The sequence below is a fragment of the Rhodococcus sp. NPDC059234 genome, assembly GCF_042754225.1.
In the GTDB taxonomy this organism is placed as follows: Bacteria; Actinomycetota; Actinomycetes; order Mycobacteriales; family Mycobacteriaceae; genus Rhodococcus_G.
Genome location: NZ_JBHZAH010000005.1, coordinates 43,571 through 60,143, shown reverse-complemented (window position 1 = coordinate 60,143; position 16,573 = coordinate 43,571). Strand labels below are relative to the sequence as shown.

14 protein-coding genes are annotated in these 16,573 nt (G+C 68.1%); 3 read left to right on the top strand and 11 right to left on the bottom strand.

Features of this window, described 5'->3' with window-relative positions; all coding sequences use genetic code 11:
* Nucleotides 1-195 precede the first annotated feature (195 nt).
* Nucleotides 196-519 (top strand): hypothetical protein, encoded by a 324-nt coding sequence (locus ACFXGJ_RS02145; protein ID WP_378615988.1) that lies wholly within the window; start codon nucleotides 196-198, stop codon nucleotides 517-519.
* Between the two features lie 173 nt (nucleotides 520-692).
* Entirely contained in the window at nucleotides 693-2,651 is a 1,959-nt protein-coding gene (locus tag ACFXGJ_RS02140; protein ID WP_378616065.1) for a M13 family metallopeptidase, read from the top strand.
* A gap of 31 nt (nucleotides 2,652-2,682) precedes the next feature.
* Here the strand turns inward: ACFXGJ_RS02140 and ACFXGJ_RS02135 are convergent, their stop codons facing one another.
* Together ACFXGJ_RS02135 and ACFXGJ_RS02130 are read right to left on the bottom strand one after the other, a co-directional pair.
* Nucleotides 2,683-4,062: a DUF2252 domain-containing protein gene (locus tag ACFXGJ_RS02135; RefSeq protein ID WP_378615986.1), complete on the bottom strand. Its 1,380-nt coding sequence runs from the start codon at nucleotides 4,060-4,062 to the stop codon at nucleotides 2,683-2,685.
* A 46-nt stretch (nucleotides 4,063-4,108) separates the two neighbouring features.
* A complete protein-coding gene (locus ACFXGJ_RS02130; RefSeq protein ID WP_378615984.1) occupies nucleotides 4,109-5,875 on the bottom strand; it encodes an ABC transporter ATP-binding protein in 1,767 nt (588 codons plus the stop codon).
* A gap of 79 nt (nucleotides 5,876-5,954) precedes the next feature.
* Between ACFXGJ_RS02130 and ACFXGJ_RS02125 the strand changes: the two genes are divergently transcribed.
* Nucleotides 5,955-6,539 (top strand): TetR/AcrR family transcriptional regulator, encoded by a 585-nt coding sequence (locus tag ACFXGJ_RS02125; RefSeq protein ID WP_378615982.1) that lies wholly within the window; start codon nucleotides 5,955-5,957, stop codon nucleotides 6,537-6,539.
* Here ACFXGJ_RS02125 and ACFXGJ_RS02120 read toward each other — a convergent pair.
* From ACFXGJ_RS02120 to ACFXGJ_RS02080, 9 genes are all read right to left on the bottom strand, one after another.
* Nucleotides 6,514-7,608: an ABC transporter ATP-binding protein gene (locus tag ACFXGJ_RS02120; protein WP_378615980.1), complete on the bottom strand. Its 1,095-nt coding sequence runs from the start codon at nucleotides 7,606-7,608 to the stop codon at nucleotides 6,514-6,516. The two genes, ACFXGJ_RS02125 and ACFXGJ_RS02120, sit on opposite strands and share 26 nt — an antisense overlap.
* A gap of 12 nt (nucleotides 7,609-7,620) precedes the next feature.
* Complete coding sequence (locus ACFXGJ_RS02115) at nucleotides 7,621-8,937, bottom strand: ABC transporter substrate-binding protein (RefSeq protein WP_378615978.1); 1,317 nt, start codon at nucleotides 8,935-8,937, stop codon at nucleotides 7,621-7,623.
* A gap of 59 nt (nucleotides 8,938-8,996) precedes the next feature.
* Complete coding sequence (locus ACFXGJ_RS02110; RefSeq protein WP_378615976.1) at nucleotides 8,997-9,896, bottom strand: carbohydrate ABC transporter permease; 900 nt, start codon at nucleotides 9,894-9,896, stop codon at nucleotides 8,997-8,999.
* Complete coding sequence (locus tag ACFXGJ_RS02105; RefSeq protein ID WP_378615974.1) at nucleotides 9,893-10,825, bottom strand: carbohydrate ABC transporter permease; 933 nt, start codon at nucleotides 10,823-10,825, stop codon at nucleotides 9,893-9,895. Before ACFXGJ_RS02105 ends, ACFXGJ_RS02110 begins: the two co-directional genes overlap by 4 nt.
* Before the next feature lie 78 nt (nucleotides 10,826-10,903).
* Nucleotides 10,904-11,818, bottom strand: coding sequence for a L,D-transpeptidase (locus ACFXGJ_RS02100; protein WP_378615972.1), 915 nt, complete (start codon nucleotides 11,816-11,818; stop codon nucleotides 10,904-10,906).
* Nucleotides 11,819-12,002: 184 nt separating this feature from the next.
* On the bottom strand, nucleotides 12,003-13,214 hold the full coding sequence (locus ACFXGJ_RS02095; protein ID WP_378615970.1) for a serine hydrolase domain-containing protein: 1,212 nt from the start codon (nucleotides 13,212-13,214) through the stop codon (nucleotides 12,003-12,005).
* A 4-nt stretch (nucleotides 13,215-13,218) separates the two neighbouring features.
* Nucleotides 13,219-13,806 (bottom strand): HdeD family acid-resistance protein, encoded by a 588-nt coding sequence (locus ACFXGJ_RS02090; protein ID WP_378615968.1) that lies wholly within the window; start codon nucleotides 13,804-13,806, stop codon nucleotides 13,219-13,221.
* Nucleotides 13,807-14,425: 619 nt separating this feature from the next.
* Nucleotides 14,426-15,487, bottom strand: coding sequence for a non-homologous end-joining DNA ligase (gene ligD, locus ACFXGJ_RS02085; RefSeq protein ID WP_378615966.1), 1,062 nt, complete (start codon nucleotides 15,485-15,487; stop codon nucleotides 14,426-14,428).
* On the bottom strand, nucleotides 15,487-16,533 hold the full coding sequence (locus tag ACFXGJ_RS02080) for an ATP-dependent DNA ligase (protein ID WP_378615964.1): 1,047 nt from the start codon (nucleotides 16,531-16,533) through the stop codon (nucleotides 15,487-15,489). Before ACFXGJ_RS02080 ends, ligD begins: the two co-directional genes overlap by 1 nt.
* Between the last annotated feature and the right edge of the window lie 40 nt (nucleotides 16,534-16,573).

Sequence of the window (16,573 nt, the reverse complement as noted above, 5' to 3'; positions counted from 1 at the left end):
GTAGTTGGGGCAACCACATTCGGCCGCATCGGCCATGTCGGCGCGGGCTTGATCGGCCGAAACATCGGCGCGACAATGGAGGTACTTCCGAGTACCTCGGGGTCGCACGTCAACCGCCGCGGGCCTCGGACTTCAGGCACAGTGTCCGAGTCCGCTGTGCGGGCCCGATCCTTCGCCTGTCCTCCAATCACTCCGATGGGGATCCCCATGAATGCCCTCAAGGTTGCGGCCTACACCATCACTCTCACCACGGCGACGCTCGCGGGCGCGGTGCTGAGTGCCACCGATGCGGCAGCGGACGCGCCGGCAGTCAACGACGCCGTGGTCGGCTCGTGCCTGCACACCGATTCCGTCCCGGGTCCGGGCGAGACCGTCAACACGAACTTCTCCCCGGCGACGTGCGGCACTGCGAATGCCTCCATAGTGGTCACCTCGATCGTGGGCGATTCGTCCCAGTGCTCCCACTACTACATCGAGAACCCGGATCGAGGCCGCGTGCTCTGCGCCGACGCCGCATGACGTATCCGTACTCGTGCCACGAGAGTTGCACCACACCATGATTCGATAGTCACCGCTGCCCGTCACGGTGACCGCGACCGACCCGGACCGCCGTCGAGCGCGCGATCGTGTCCGGGGACTCCCGGGCCCGAAGTCGGAAACCGACCGCTCGCGCCCGCGATTCCTGCGCCATGATGGAGTGCATGACTCGCTCCGGAATCGACCTCACCCACCTGGACGGCGGCGTCCGCGCCCAGGACGACCTCTTCGTACACGTCAACGGACAGTGGCTGGACGGGTACGAGATCCCCGCCGACCGCGCCGTGGACGGCGCCTTCCGCACCCTCTACGACCAGGCCGAAGTCGACGTGCGGGCGATCATCACCGAGGCCGGTGGCACCGACGGCACCGATGGCCAGCGCATCGGCGATCTGTATCTCTCCTTCATGGACGCCGACGCAGTCGAACGCGCGGGCCTGGAGCCGATCGCCGGCGAACTTGCCGCCGTCGACGCCGCCACCGACCTTTCCACGCTCGCCGGCCTGCTCGGTGAATTGCAGCGCACCGGCGTCTCCGGCGCTGTCGGCAACTACGTCGACACCGACGCCAAGAACTCGGCGCGCTACCTGGTGCACCTGTCCCAGTCCGGCATCGGACTGCCCGACGAGTCCTACTACCGCGAGGACTCGTACGCACAGATCCGCGAGGCGTACCTGGCGCACGTCGAGGCGATGCTCGCCCTCGCCGGCCGCCCCGATCCCGCGGGCGCCGCGCGGCGCATCCTCGACTTGGAGACGGCGATCGCGGCCGGCCACTGGGACGTGGTCAAGCGCCGCGACGCCGAGCTGAGCTACAACCTCGTCACGCTCGACGATCTCAACCGGGAGAACCCCGGATTCGACTGGTCCGCATGGATCTCGGGTCTCGGTGGCACTCCGGACGGATTCGCCGAAGTGGTGGTCCGCCAGCCCAGCTTCCTCACCGCCTTGACCGCCCTGTGGACCCAGCGCCCGCTCGACGACTGGAAGACGTGGGCCGCGTGGAAGGTGATCCATTCGCGCGCACCGTATCTGACCGATGCACTGGTCGCCGAGGACTTCTCCTTCTACGGCAAGACGCTCTCGGGCACCGAGGAGAACCGTGAGCGCTGGAAGCGCGGAGTGTCCCTGGTGCAGGACCTGCTCGGCGAGGCGGTCGGCAAGCTCTACGTCGAGCGGCACTTCCCGCCGGCGGCCAAGGCCCGCATGCAGGAACTGGTCGCGAACCTGCAGGAGGCGTACCGCCGCAACATTTCCGAGCTCGAGTGGATGGGCCCCGACACCCGGCAGGCCGCGCTGGCGAAGCTGGAGAAGTTCACCCCCAAGATCGGCTACCCCGACAAGTGGCGCGACTACAGCGGACTCGTGATCTCCCCCGACGACCTGGTCGGCAACTACCGGCGGGGCTACGCCGCAGACCACGACCGCGACCTCGCCAAGCTCGGCGGCCCGGTCGACCGCGACGAGTGGTTCATGACCCCGCAGACCGTCAACGCCTACTACAACCCGGGGATGAACGAGATCGTCTTCCCGGCCGCGATCCTGCAGCCGCCCTTCTTCGACGCGAACGCCGACGACGCCGCCAACTACGGCGGTATCGGCGCGGTGATCGGGCACGAGATCGGCCACGGATTCGACGACCAGGGCGCCAAGTACGACGGCGACGGCAACATGATCGACTGGTGGACCGACGCCGACCGCGCCGAATTCGGCAAGCGCACCAAGGCGCTCATCGAGCAGTACAACGACTTCGAGCCGAAGGCCTTGCCCGGACACAAGGTCAACGGCGAGTTCACCATCGGCGAGAACATCGGTGACCTCGGTGGACTGTCGATCGCGATCGAGGCGTACCGGATCGCATTGGACGGCAAGGACTCTCCCGAGCTGGACGGACTCACCGGTCTGCAGCGGGTGTTCTTCGGCTGGGCGCAGGTGTGGCGGACCAAGGCCCGCAACGAGGAGGCGATCCGGCGCCTGGCCGTCGACCCGCACTCCCCGCCGGAGTTCCGCTGCAACGGCGTGGTTCGCAACCTGGACACCTTCCACGAGGCGTTCGACGTCACGCCCGGGGATGCTCTCTACCTGGAACCCGAACAGCGCGTGAAGATCTGGTAGTGCGCACGCGCAGTGGTGCGGTTACGGAGTCTCAGGACCCCGAAACCGCACCACTGCGGCGAAGCCGCACCTCGTGATAGTCGCGGCGGTTCTGCTCGGTGTAGGCGGCCGCCCAGCGTTCGATCGCGGCGTCGAACACCGTTCCGCCGCCGAGGTACCCGGAGATCGCCACCGGGTCTCCGGTGCGCGCGTGCGCGCGGGCAAGCGCGGTCGCGCACAGGCGCGCGTACACCTGCATCCCCGGCGGCCGCATCGACGCGATGTCGAAGCCGCCCTTCTTGTCCCGGAGCTGACGGACGTAGAAGTCCCGGCCGATCGGACCGGAGCCGGTGAACCAGCCGAGGAACGGGTCGGAGGCACTCTGGATCAACCGTTGGCCGTCGACCACCCGCTCGCCCTGATCGGCGTAGTGGGCGCCCTCGACGTACGGCGCGAGCACCGACTGCTGGGCCTCCTTGATCTGGAGGAACAGCGGGTCGCGCGCGGTGTCCCCGACGAACAGCGCGATGAAGCACATGGTGCCGACCGATCCGACCCCGACCACCTTGCGCGCAATGTCCTGGAAGCGGTACCGAGTCACCAGCTGTCGGCGATCGGCGGCCAGGGTGGCGAGATAGTTCTCGTACGCGTCGGTCAGCAGCCGCATCACCTCGACGTGCCGTTCGTACGGCAGCCGGACCACCAGCGGCGGGTCCTCCTTGAGCCGGAATCCGCCGTCGGTGGGCCGCGCGAAGCGCTTGAGCGAACCGAGCTGGGTGCGCCGCTCGGCCTTCGCCATCGACGCCTCGGCGACACCGAGCTGGCGCCTGCCGAGGTCGTCGCGCAACTGGCCGAGCACGGCGTCGGCCTCGAGCCGGGTGTACCAGACGTCGAGCGCGGTCATGCCGGCCGCGCGCGCCATCACCTCCCGGTAGGTCTGCCCGACTGTCCGCGCCGCGGCGCGCGCATCGGCGGCACTGTGCCCGTTGCCCTCCGATGCCACCGCCACCGACACCGCGAGCCGCTTGACGTCCCACTCGAACGGGCCCCGGTGCACCTCGTCGAAGTCGTTGACATCGAAGACGAGTCGCCGGTCGGGTCCGGCGAACAGCCCGAAGTTCGCCAGGTGGGCGTCACCGCAGGCCGCGACCATCAGGTCGGTGCGCGGCCCCTGCGCGAGGTCCCACGCCATGATCGCCGCCGAGCCGCGCAGAAAGGTGAAGGGCGAAACCAGCATTCGCTCGTAACGGAGTGGTACGAGCTCGGCCACTCGCTGCGCGTTCTGCTGGTCGAGAACGTCGGCGGGATGGGCGCGACCAGGAGGGGTCTGCCACTCGCCGTGGGCGCTGCGCGGGACACGCGCGCGCAGCGCCTTGCCTCGTCTGCGCCGGTCGTCGGCGGGTTCCGGCTTTTCGAAGACGACGCCTGCCATCGCCCGAGAATACCGTCGGCCCGCCGACGCCGCAGCCTTACCGCGACTACACCGCGACGGGGACCGAGGGTCCGATCCGCAGCGCCGCGACCAGCTCACGGTAGAGCGAGTCGGAGGCCATCAGTTCGGCATGGGTGCCCCGCGCCCGGATCCGGCCGTCGTCCATGACCAGGATCTGATCCGCGTCGATCACCGTCGACAGGCGGTGGGCGATGGTCAGCACCGCGCCGGTCTCCGCGAGCTCGCGAATCACCTCGTGGATCGCGGCCTCGGTACGACCGTCGAGCTGGGCGGTGGCCTCGTCCAGCATGAGGATGTCCGGTCGGCGGACGATGGCTCGCGCCAACGCGATCCGCTGCCGCTGCCCACCCGAGATGTTGGTCGCCGACAGGTCGCTGTCGAGGCCGTTCTCGAGCCGACGGACGGTCTCGTCGAGGTGCACGGCGCGCAACGCGTCCCACACCTCCTCCTCGGTGGCCTCCGGGTGGGTGAAGAGCAGGTTCGATCGGACGGTGCCGGGGACCACCGGGGTGTCCTGCTCGACGTACGCGAGGTGCGAGCGCACCTGCTCGAACGAGAGGTCGGAGTACGGTGTGCCGCCAAGCAGGATCTGTCCGGTCTCGGGGTGCAGGAATCGCAGCAGCAGCGAGAAGATCGTCGTCTTGCCCGCGCCCGACGGCCCGACGATCGCGGTGTGACCCCGCGCCGGGATGCTGACGCTGACGCCGGACAGTGCCGGCCGCGCACCGGGCGCGTACTTCGCGGTGACGTCGACGAGCTCGAGCAGCGGCACGTCGGGCGCGGCACGCAGCGGGAGGATCTCGGCCGACTCGTCGTGATCCTCGAGGTCGAGGGCCTGGACCTCCCGGATCCGCGCGGCGGCGGCGATGCCGGACTGGATGGTCGCGACATTGCGCGACAGGCGCGACACCGGCTCGAGCAGCTGGAAGGCGTACAGCAGGAAGGCGATCAGGCTCGAGACCGCCACGGCTCCCGAACCGACCCGCCACGCACCGAAGGCCAGGATGCCGGCGAGCGCGATCTGCATTCCGCCGCTCGAGATCGCCCAGACCAGGGCGCTCGCCTTGACCGCACGCACGGAGTGCAGCTGCGACTCCTTGGCGTCGACGATGATCCGCTCGACCTCACGCGACTCGGCTCGACTGGACTTGACGGTGCGGATTGCGCGCAGTGCACCCTCGAGGCCACCACCGAGGCGGCCGACGGACTCCTGCGCTTCCCGCTCGGACTTCGCGATCAGCGGCATCACGGCTGCCGAGCACGCGGCGACCAGGGCGAGCGCGCCCAGCATCGTCCCCAGCAGGACGGGGTCGAGGAAGCCCATCAGGATCAGAGTCCCCACGATCGCGACCGCTCCGTTGACGAGTTCGACCAGGCTCGAGGACGCCGCCTCGCGCAGCAGCACCGTGTCCGAGGTGACCCGGGTGACGAGCTCGCCCGAGGAGCGCTTGGTCAGGCTGCCGACGGTGGCTCGAAAATACCTGCGCACCATCGACTCTCGCGCGTCGTACACCACCCGAGCGGCGAGCCTGCCGAGCAGGTTCAGCTCGATGTATCCGATGACGCCGGCGACCACGAGCATGATGACCAGCGCAACGATCAGCCCGGTCATGCTCTTGCCTTCGGCGATCGAGTCGAGCAGCAGCTTGACGACCATTGGCAGCATCAGCCCCGCGGCGGTGAACACCAGCCCGAGAACGATTCCGACGAACAGGGTGCGGCGGTGCGGCCGGATGAACGACCACAGAAGTTTCACGTTGACCCAGGATGTCTGCGCGGGCGAGTCAGTCATGCCCATCAGTGGAACATTGATGTCCCATTTCTGTCAATGACAGTATCAATTCGAACATTCACACTGCTAAAGTCGGTCCATGTCGTCGGAATCCACCCAGGAATCGGGAACCCGCGCCCGCACCCGCCGGGCGATTCTGGACGCCGCCGTCGAGGTGCTGAGCAAGAACGCGGCGGCTCCGCTGAGCGACATCGCCGCAGAAGCCGACGTGGGCCGGAGCACGCTGCACCGCTACTACCCCGAGCGCGACGACCTCGTCCGGGCGCTCGGCGAGGACGCGCTCGACAAACTCAGCGCGGCGCAGATCAGGGCCCGACCGCACGAGGGCCCGGCCGACGCCGCGCTCCGGCGGATGAGTCACGAGTGCTTCGACCTCGGCCCCCTGCTGGCGCTGATCTACGGCGATCCGCATGCCCTGTCCAACGAGTCGTTCTGGGTTCGCCTGAGCACCATCGACGAGCCGCTGTTCGACCTCCTCGAGCGCGGCCGCGCCGACGGCACCTTCAGCAGCAACCTCAAGGTGCGCTGGGTGCGTCACATGCTGTGGTGGTGTCTGCTCACCGGTTGGGAGAGCTTCGCGCACGAGGACTACAGCCGCACCGAGGCCATCGAGGCGATCGACGAGACCGTCGCGCGCATCACCGGAGCAGCCGCTCCTCGGTAACCGTCGAGAAGAAGTAGACCTCCTCGGCGGTCGGTTGCAGGTGCAGCCGGTCCCCCACCGCGACCGCATGCCGTCGATCCACCCGCACGACCACGCTTCCCGTCCTGCTGGACCATCCGCCCGCCGCCGACTCCCCGGCGCCGTACACGAACGACTCCGCACCCAACTCCTCGACAAGGTCGACAGTCACGAGCAGGGCGTCACGGTCCGAGGGCCCGACCACCGTCCACGACTCCGGTCGCACACCCACCAGAACCCGCTCCTGTCCGAATGCCGTCGCCGGCACCGGGATTCGCAGGTTGCCGAGCACCGCCTCACCGTCGCGTACCGGGGCGTCGATCAGGTTCATGCCAGGCGAACCGATGAAACCGGCGACGAAGGCGTTCACCGGATCCGCGTACAGTTCGCGCGGCGCCGCTACCTGCTGGAGCCTGCCGTCCCGGAGCACGACCACCCGGTCACCCATCGTCATGGCCTCGACCTGGTCGTGGGTGACGTAGACGGTGGTGGTCCCGAGCCGCCGTTGCAGCCCGGCGATCTGCGAGCGCGTGCTCACCCGCAGCTTGGCATCGAGGTTGCTCAGCGGCTCGTCCATGCAGAAGACCTTGGGCTGGCGCACGATCGCCCGGCCCATCGCGACCCGCTGCCGCTGGCCGCCGGACAGTCGGCCGGGCTTTCGGTCGAGCAGGTCCTCCAGCTCGAGCATCCGCGCGGCCTCGCGGACCCGGACCAACGTCTCGCTCTTGCTCATCCCGGCGTTGCGCAACGCAAAGCCCATGTTCCCGGCGACCGTCATGTTCGGGTACAGCGCATAGTTCTGGAACACCATGGCCACGTCGCGATCACGCGGCGGCAACGCCGTCACGTCGGTGCCGTCGATCGCGATCTCGCCGGCCTCCACCGCCTCGAGGCCGGCCAGCATTCGCAGGCTGGTCGACTTTCCGCAACCGGACGGACCGACGAGCACGACGAACTCGCCGTCCGCGATGTCCAGCTCGAGCCCGTCGACCGCGAGCCGGTCGGATCCCGGATACCGGTGACTGACGGACGAATAACGCACCGTGGCCATGGCGGATCCTTCCTACTTCAGCTTGGGGGTGATCTGGCGGTCGACGATCTGCTGCAGCTGCCCGGTGATGTTCGCGAACGTCGAGGTGACGTCGGCGTTCTGCAGGGCGATCTGCTCGAGTCCGGTGCCGATGATCTGGTCGCCGCCGGGTACGAAAACCCGCGCGTAGTCCTGCGACCGGGTGTGGGCGAGCTGAGCGACCGCCGTCGCCGACCGCGGGTTCGCCGCCATGAATGCCATCTGACTCGGGTCCTCCACCGCCGACTTGCGCACCGGCATGTACCCGACCTTCTGGGAGAAGTACGAGGTGTTCTCGGCGTTGGTGATGAAATTGACGAACTTCAACGCGTTGACCTTCCGTTCGTCGCTGATCTTCGACGGAATCGCTAGTCCGGCACCGCCGGTCGGGCAGCCGGGCCTGCCGTCGGCGGCGGGCAGGAACGCGGTGCCGAAATCGAAGGCCGCGTTCTTGGTGATGCCGGACAGATCGCCGGTGGACGCGATCGTGGAGGCGAGGATGCCGGCGCCGAAGTCGTTGGCGATGGAGTTCGACACCGCGGCGTACTTCTTGGTGTGAATCATGTCGCGGAGGAAATTGCCTGCGGCAATGGTGTTCTCATTGTCGAAGGTGAGGTTCCAGCCGTCCGAGTACGCGCCGCCGAACGTCCAGATCGGTCCCTCGAACGTCCATCCGAGGTAGTCCTTCGCGTTGCCCCAACCGTGCGCGAGCCTGCCGTTGCCGACGACCTTCTGCAGTTCGGGCCCCCACTGATCGAACTCCTGCCAGGTCGCCGGGCCGCGGTCCGGCAGTCCTGCCTGCGTCCAGACCTGCTTGTTGTAGTAGAAGAGCGGGGTCGACCGGGCATACGGGAGCGCGTAGTGCGCGCCCTTGAACTCGTAGTCCGCCAGCAGGGAATCGACGAAGTCGGCCTTGTCCACGCCGGCAGCGGCGAAGTGGCCGTCCAGCGGCTCGATGGCGCCGGTAAGTGCGTAGTTGAACCACCACACGTCCGAGAGCACCACGACGTCCGGCAGGTCGCCGCCGGACAGCGCGGCGTTGAACTTCTGCGAGACCTCCTCGTAGTTCTTGCCCGCGTCGACGAGGTTGACCTTCAGCTCGGGGAACTTTGCCTGGAACCGGGAGATCAGTTCCCTCTCCACGTCCTGAGACTTGCCCGGATGGTTCGACCAGAAGTTGATCGTGTTCGCAGCACCGCTCGGCGCGGTGGATCCGCCGCTACCCGAGCCCGATCCGGCGCAGGCCGTCAACGCGGCTCCGACGGCGACGCCACCGGACAGCCCTAGAAATCCGCGTCGGTTGATGATCACCTGTTAGCTCCTGACTGTGTGGAGGTAGTGCATTGGATGGGAGAAGGCCGTAGCGGCGCTCAGCCTTTGACAGCGCCGGAGGTGAGGCCCTTGATCATGTGTCGCTGCAGCAGGAGGAACACCACGAGGATCGGCAGCATCGCCAGCACGGTGCCCGCCATCACCGGACCCCAGTTGGTGATGCCGTCGTTGTTCTGCAGCTGTGTCAGACCCACCGGCAGCGGGGCCACCGACGCGTCGTCGGACATCAGGAAGGGCCAAAGATATTCGTTCCACTCGTTGACCACGACGATGATCGCGAACGCCACCATGGTCGGCCCGGAGATGGGCAGGACCACGCGCCACAGCAGCCGCCAGTTGCGGGCACCGTCCATCCGCGCGGCCTCGATGATCTCGGCTGGAATCGACAGGAAGTGGTTTCGCATCAGGAAGGTCCCGAACGCCACCCCGGCGAGAGGAACGATGATGCCCGCGAACGTGTTTCGCCAGCCGAGCTGTGCGACCAGCGCGTAGTTCGAGATGACCGTGATCTGGTTCGGCACCATCAGTGCGGCGATGATCAGCAGGAACACGACGGTCTTGCCGGGGAACCTCAGGAACACGAGGCCGTACGCGCTGAGCACACCGAGGACGAACTTCACCGCCGCGAGCACCGAGGTGATGATCAGCGAGTTGCGCAAGTAGGTCCAGAACGGCACCGACTCCGTTGCCTCGGTGTAGTTCTGCGGATGGAACGGACGCGGCCACCAGGTCGCGGGCTGGGTGTAGATGTCCGGTCGTTCCTTGAAGGAGGTGAGCAGAATCCACACCAGCGGCAGGCCGATCATCACCAGGACGGCCACCATCGCCAGGTATCCCAGCGCCTGAACCCCGCGCTCGCGGCGACGGACGGAAGCCGCGGCCTGGTCCGCGACCGCGACATCGTCGGCGGCGGCGGGCTTGTCCAGCAGTGCCGTCATCGCTGCTCGCCGCGATCCATGATGCGCACCTGAAAGATGGTGATACCCAGAAGGACCAGGAACATGACGGTCGCGACGGTGGCACCGTAGCCGGCACGGAAGTTGCGAAAGGACTCCTCGTACACCTGGAAGACCATGGTCGTGGTGCCGGTTCCGAGCGGTCCGCCCCGGGTCATCACGTTGATGATGTCGAAGACCTGTAGCGAGTTGAGCATCACCGTGATGGACAGGAAGTACGTGGTGGGTCGCAGCTGCGGCAGCAGGACGCGGCGGAAGGTGGTCCACCGACCGGCACCGTCGATCTCCGCCGCCTCGGTCAACTCCTTGCGGACCCCCTGCAGCGCAGCCAGATAGATGACGAAGGTGTAGCCGAGGTTCTTCCACAGGTAGGTGACCGTCACCATGAACATCGCCCAGTGCGGGTCCTGGTAGAAGTCGGGCACGCCGCCGAATCCGAGCCGATGGGCCAAGTCCTGAATCAGCCCGAAGTTCGGGTCGAAGACGAACTGGAATGCGACACCGATGGCCGCACCTGAGATCACGAACGGCGCGAAGACCGCCGACCGGACCAGGTTACGGCCCTTCAGCTTCCGGTCCAGCAACATGGCCAGAGCGAGGCCGAGCACCATGCTGCCCAGCACCGCGGCGACCGTGAAGACGATGGTGTTGGTGACGATCTGCCAGGTGTCCGACCTGCCCCACCACTCGCGATAGTTCGACAATCCGACGAAGGTGGCGGTCGGGTCGGAGATGTTCCAGTCGAAGAACGAGAGCCGAATGTTGTCCAGCAGCGGACGGTAGGTGAATGCCGCCAGCAGCGCGAGGTTCGGACCGACCAGGACCAGGAACAGCGCGTAGTCGCTCCAGGGCCTGTCGAGGAAGGAGCGTCCACCCGACTCGGGCAACGTTCGCTGGGGGCTTGATCTCACCGCGAGATCGTTACTGAACAGAACGACCGCCCGGTTACGCGCGGGGCGAATCCGCCTGAACGCGCGCCGAATACGGAGCTACCGGTTCCAGTCCCCGAGTCCGTCACGCCCGTCGAGGGTGCCGCCACCGGTGTTGGTGACGATCACCGGGTCGCCCTTGCGTGCGTTCTCGAAGAACCACTTGCCGTCCTCGGTGCTGACGTTCAGGCACCCGTGGCTGGCGTTGCTGTAACCCTGCTGGTTCACCGACCACGGGGCGGCGTGCACGAAGATGCCGCTGTACGAGATGCGCGTGGCGTACTCGACGTAGGTGCGGTATCCCTCCGGCGAATCCACCGGCACACCGTAGGTGGAGGAGTCCATGTACATGTCGCGGAACTTCTCGCCGACGATGTAGGTGCCGTTGGGGGTCTCGTGCCCGGCCTTGCCCATCGAGGTGGGCATCGTCTTGACCACTTCGCCGTTGCGGGTCACGGTGATCTGCTTGGTGGCGTCGTCGGCCGTGGTGACGAGCGCGTCGCCGATGCGGAAGGCGGAGCGTGAGCCGCCGGCCTCGACCACGACGTCGGTGTTCGCGGGCCAGAACTGCTCCGGCCGCCAGCGCACCTGACTGTTGCTGGTCCAGTAGAAGTGGCCGCCCTCCACCTTCGGGGTAGTGGTGATCTTGATGGCCCGTTCGGCCGTCGCGCGGTCGTCGATGTTCTCCTTGAACCGGATGATGATCGGCTGCGCGGCACCGACTACCTCGCCCTCCGCGGGGTTCAGGCTCGGCGCGGAGAAGTTCGCCGGGCCGACGGGGGGCTCGGCCGGGGCCAGCGGCACCGGGGCGGGCAGTCCGGGGATCGCCGGGAGCTGCAGTTCCGGCAGCGTCGGGAGCTCCGGGCCACCCGGGAACAGCGGTGCCGCCTGCGCGGGCGTGACCAGCGCCGTCGTGGCTGCCGCCGCGCCGACCAGCGCGATCGCGATCCGCACGGCCAATCGAGTGGTACTCATGTTCGCCTCCCCGTCCCTTCACCGAGCCGACCCGCGGGTCCCCACCCGCGGGCGCCGCGGATCCATCTCCGCGGCGCAATATCGACCGAATGCCGTCGATTCATGGTACCGACGGGCCGTCGGCGGGGCCGTCGGCCCAGGGACGACCTGCGGAGCGTGGCGGCCGTTGTGCGGGGACCGCGCGCTACAGCCGTGCCGTGATTTCCTGCGCCTTGGCTCCGAGGCGGGCCAGCCGGAGATCGCCGAGGGCGGTGAGGGCATTGCCCATCCGGTTGGTGACGAAAGCCAGCGACAGTCCGGTGGCAGGATCCGCATACGCACCGGAGCCGCCGACGCCGTAGTGCCCGAACGCGTCCCGCGGTTGGACCCGGTTGGCGACGAACACCGGGTGGTAGCCCAGCCGCCAGTTGACCGGTGCGCGGAGAACGTAGTCGCGTCCGCGGGTCTGCACGGCTCCCATCTGCGCGATGGTCTCCGGCTCCAGGAACCGGACGCCGTCGATGGTGCCGCCGTTGGCGATCGCGCCGTACATCTTGGCCAGGGCGCGCGCCGTGAAAACCCCGTTCCAGCCGGGCATCACCGCGTCGTGCACGGCCGGGTCGCGGACCAGTTCGTCGAAACCGTCGGGCATCGCCGCCTCCGCCAGCCCACGCAAGGGGCGCACCCGCGACAGCACCGACGACGTGAGTTCCCACGGCACCCCGCCGGGTGCGATGTGCGGGAACAGCTTCGCGATCCGGCCACGCTGGTCCACCGGCACGCGATACCAGAAATCGCTCACCCCCAAGGGTTTCCCGATCTCGTCGCGCACCACGTCCACGAAGTCCCGACCCGTGGCCCGGGTGATCGTCTCGGCCACCAGCCAGCCGAAGGTGACCGCGTGATAGCCGGGCGCGCGCAGCCGCCGCGGATCGGGCGCCGCGGCGGCCAGCGCATCGACGACGGTGTCGTAGTCGAGCAGTCCTCGCCGCCCGGGTACCAACCCCCGCACCCGGTGCAGGCCGGCACGATGGGTGAGCATGTCCCGCACGGTGATGCCCTGCTTGCCGGCGGCCGCGAACTCCGGCCAGTAGCTGGCGACCGGTTCGTCGTAGACGAGCACGCCACGCTCGGCGAGACGATGCGCGACAGTGCTGGCGACGCCCTTGCCGGTGGAGAAGGACAACGCCATGGTGTCCCTCGTCCAGCGCCGGTCCCGGTCGGCCCAGCCCGCCCAGATGTCCAGCACCGGTTCCCCGTTCAGATACACCGCGAGCGCACCACCCCCGTTGTCCGGAGTTCGGTAGAGCTCGAAGAAGGCATCTGCGAGACGCAGGAACCGCGGATCGACGTACATCTGGGTGGGCGGCCGGGTGGCCTCACCGAAGGAGTGGATGCGCGCCGAATGCTCGGTCATGAGGTCACACGACGCCCGCGCGTTTGCCGGCGGCACGAACCTGGAATGCCCCGACCAGGAAGAGGATTCCGAAGAGGATGGCGAACCCGCCGACGAGCCACATCAGCCCGGTGATGCCCGAGCCGGGCCAGATCACCAGGATCAGACCGAACAGCAGGGCAAGGATGCCCGCCACCATCGACCCGATCCACTGCCCCCCGTTGGCCATCACCTGGAATGACCCGATCACCTCGAGGATGCCTAGCAGGATCGCCCAGAATCCCATCAGGTAGGCGAACACCAGGGCGGTCACGTCGGGCCAGACGAACAGAACGATGCCCGCCGTCACCGACACGAGGGCGGCAGCCAGCCACCACACCCAGCTCTGCACGACCTTGCGGGCCTGCACCGCTCGGACCGCCGAGATGATTCCGTCGACGATCCAGAAGATGCCGACCACCACGATCAACGCCTTGACCGTCACATGCGGCCAGGCGATGGCGACTATGCCGAACGCGATCGCGACGATGCCGCGGACCAGCAGCATCCACCACACGTCCTTGGCGATCCGCAGGATCGCCTCGTTGCTGTCGACGATAGGGCTCTCGGTCATCTCATCCTCCGAACGTTCGCGTGTGAACTGCCGTGTGACGATGTACTGCCGATCGTGATGAGCCTACTGTCGAATTCCGGCGAACGGGGACCGAAAACGCGCTACTTCCGGGGATCGACGCCCAGCCGGAACATGCCGGCAATGCTCCGCGGTCACCAACAACTGAGCCGCCGGCCGTATGCGCACGGGATGATCGGCATCTTCAGGGGTGCCGACACCCTCATCGCCGCGCTGGCCTGGGTTCATGACGGTCGCGGCAGTCGCATCCGATGATCGACCACAGCGCGATCCGCCACGGCATGGGCAGTGGCAGTCGATACATCCACGTGCTCTGAAGGTGTGGGTTCGTCTCCGGAGTCATCGCGCACCCCTGGCTGTGAGTCCCGGCCGTTCGATCACCTCAGGCCCGGATCGACCGGTTCGGCGAGACCCGTATCGCGACCGAGCCCTGCCACCGCTGCCGGTACCGGCTCGGGCGTGCGCCCGGACCCACGCGACCTTCTCCCACTTGCCTGTCGCGAGGGCGCGACCTCGCATCGCCCATGAGCGAACTGGCCTTGCCACCATTGCATCTCGTGGCGGAGGGCATCGCCGGGATGCCGGACCATGCCGCGGCCGGTCAGTGTGTCGGGTCCTCGTTCTCCCTCGGCCGGTCCCGATCCCGACTCGGCTGCACCCGCTTCGGCTCGCCGGGCATCTTCGGGTACTGCGGCGGATAGGGCATGTCCCCGAGCCCGTTCGCGGCGTCCCGCTCGGCCATCTCGAGCAGTCCGTCGAGCGTGTGCGCGACCGCGTCGATGCCGGCGGCCGGGTCGCCGCGCTCGGCGAGCCGGCGCGGGACGGTGGCGATGGTGAAGTCGTCCGGTTCGACGTCCGCCAACTCCGCCCACGTCACCGGCGTCGACACCGTCGCTCGCGCGGTCTTGCGCACGGAGTACGCCGAGGCGACCGTCTTGTCCCGTGCGGTCTGGTTGAAGTCAACGAAGATCCGCTCCCCGCGTTCCTCCTTCCACCAGGCGGTGGTCACGCGGGCCGGATCGCGACGCTCGATCTCCCGGGCAAGCGCGATCACCGCGCGTCGCACCTCGATGAAGTCCCAGCGTGGTTCGATCCGCACGTACACGTGCACCCCGCGACCGCCGGAGGTCTTCGGGTAGCCGACCAGCCCCAACTCGTCGAGCAGCGGCGCCAGCAGGTCCAGGGCGACCGCCCGCGCCTCGGCGAACCCGGTGCCGGGCTGCGGGTCGAGGTCGATCCGCAGTTCGTCGGGCCGGTCGGTGTCCGCGCAGCGCACCGGCCACGGGTGGAAGGTCACGTTGCCCATCTGCGCCGCCCACACGATGTCGGCGGCGCTGCGCACCAGCAGCGCGTCGGCCGTCCGCCCGTTCGGGTTGGTGACCGTGCAGGTGTCGACGAAGTCGGGGTGCTTGGCGGGGATCCGTTTCTGGTACACCTCCTCGCCCTCGATGCCGTCCGGGAACCGCTGCAGGTGGGTGGGCCGCTGACGCAGCGCGGTCAGGATGCCGCCGCCGCCGAACGTGGCGACCGCCCGGTAGTACTCGGCAAGATGCCGTTTGGTGCCGCCCTCGGCGCCGAGCTGCGGAAACATGATCTTGTCGGGGCTCGACAGTCGCACCGGAATGCCCTCGACGTCCAGCTCGATCGCGGCCGCCTTCGCCATCACTTCTCCCCTGCCAGTACGTCGCTCAGGTCGTAGCGCACCGGAACCTCCAACTGCTCGTAGGTGCACGACCGCGGGTCGCGGTCAGGTCGCCACCGCAGGAAGCGGGCGGCATGCCGCAGCCGGTCGCCCTCCATCTGGTCGTAGGCCACCTCGATCACGAGCTCCGGGCGCAGCGGCACCCACTGGCGGTCCTTGCCCGCCGACCACCGGCTGGCCTCACCGTCGTGCACCACGTCCTCGCCGAGACGCAGCGGATCGAGGATCGCCTGCAGTTCGACGCGGCGGGCCGCGGTGAACGCCGAAGCGCCGCCGATGAAGTGCATGTCGTCGCCGTCGTAGAGGCCGAGCAGCATCGACCCGATCCCCGACTGACTCTTGTGCGGCCTGTACCCGATCACCACGCAGTCCGCGGTCCGCGAGTGCTTCACCTTGATCATCTCACGCTTGTTCGGAAGATAAGGCCCGGCAAGCTTTTTCGCGACGACACCGTCGAGGCCGGCGCCCTCGAACTCGCTGAACCAGCGCTGAGCCTGCGCGGCGTCGGTGGTCGCGGTGGTGACGTGGCAGGACGGTCCGCCGCCGACCACCTCGAGCAGGGCGGCACGGCGGGCCCCGAACGGCCGACCGGTGAGGTCCTCGTCGCCGAGCGCGAGCAGGTCGAAGCCGACCAGCTGCGACGGCGTCTGCTCGGCGAGAAGCGCGACGCGGCTGGCGGCGGGATGGATGCGCTCCGACAGCGATTCCCAGTCCAGACGGGTGCGGCCGTCCACCTCGCGCGGGACCACCAGTTCACCGTCGAGGACGCAGCGTTCGGGCAGTTCGGCCCGGATCGCGTCGAGCATCTCGGGGAAGTAGCGGCCCAGGTCCTTGCCGCTGCGGGAGCTGAGCACGACCTCGTCGCCGTCGCGGAAGACGATGGCGCGGAAGCCGTCCCACTTCGGCTCGTACGACCACTCGGGCTCGGCGCCGTCGGGCTGCGGCGGCACCGTCGCGGCGGCCTTCGCCAGCATCGGTTGCAGGGGCGGGGTCAGCGGCAGGTCCACTCACCCATAGTCGCCCACGCCGGACCGATTGGCGCGCCGA

What these genes read in the sequence shown, in the direction of transcription:
- ACFXGJ_RS02090 (WP_378615968.1), bottom strand. Translation starts at nt 13,806, where the DNA reads ATGACCGAGAGCCCTATCGTCGACAGCAACGAGGCGATCCTGCGGATC.
- ACFXGJ_RS02095 (WP_378615970.1), bottom strand. Translation starts at nt 13,214, where the DNA reads ATGACCGAGCATTCGGCGCGCATCCACTCCTTCGGTGAGGCCACCCGG.
- ACFXGJ_RS02110 (WP_378615976.1), bottom strand. Translation starts at nt 9,896, where the DNA reads ATGACGGCACTGCTGGACAAGCCCGCCGCCGCCGACGATGTCGCGGTC.
- ACFXGJ_RS02125 (WP_378615982.1), top strand. Translation starts at nt 5,955, where the DNA reads ATGTCGTCGGAATCCACCCAGGAATCGGGAACCCGCGCCCGCACCCGC.
- ACFXGJ_RS02100 (WP_378615972.1), bottom strand. Translation starts at nt 11,818, where the DNA reads ATGAGTACCACTCGATTGGCCGTGCGGATCGCGATCGCGCTGGTCGGC.
- ACFXGJ_RS02145 (WP_378615988.1), top strand. Translation starts at nt 196, where the DNA reads ATGGGGATCCCCATGAATGCCCTCAAGGTTGCGGCCTACACCATCACT.
- ACFXGJ_RS02130 (WP_378615984.1), bottom strand. Translation starts at nt 5,875, where the DNA reads ATGACTGACTCGCCCGCGCAGACATCCTGGGTCAACGTGAAACTTCTG.
- ACFXGJ_RS02135 (WP_378615986.1), bottom strand. Translation starts at nt 4,062, where the DNA reads ATGGCAGGCGTCGTCTTCGAAAAGCCGGAACCCGCCGACGACCGGCGC.
- ACFXGJ_RS02140 (WP_378616065.1), top strand. Translation starts at nt 693, where the DNA reads ATGGAGTGCATGACTCGCTCCGGAATCGACCTCACCCACCTGGACGGC.
- ligD (WP_378615966.1), bottom strand. Translation starts at nt 15,487, where the DNA reads ATGGCGAAGGCGGCCGCGATCGAGCTGGACGTCGAGGGCATTCCGGTG.
- ACFXGJ_RS02120 (WP_378615980.1), bottom strand. Translation starts at nt 7,608, where the DNA reads ATGGCCACGGTGCGTTATTCGTCCGTCAGTCACCGGTATCCGGGATCC.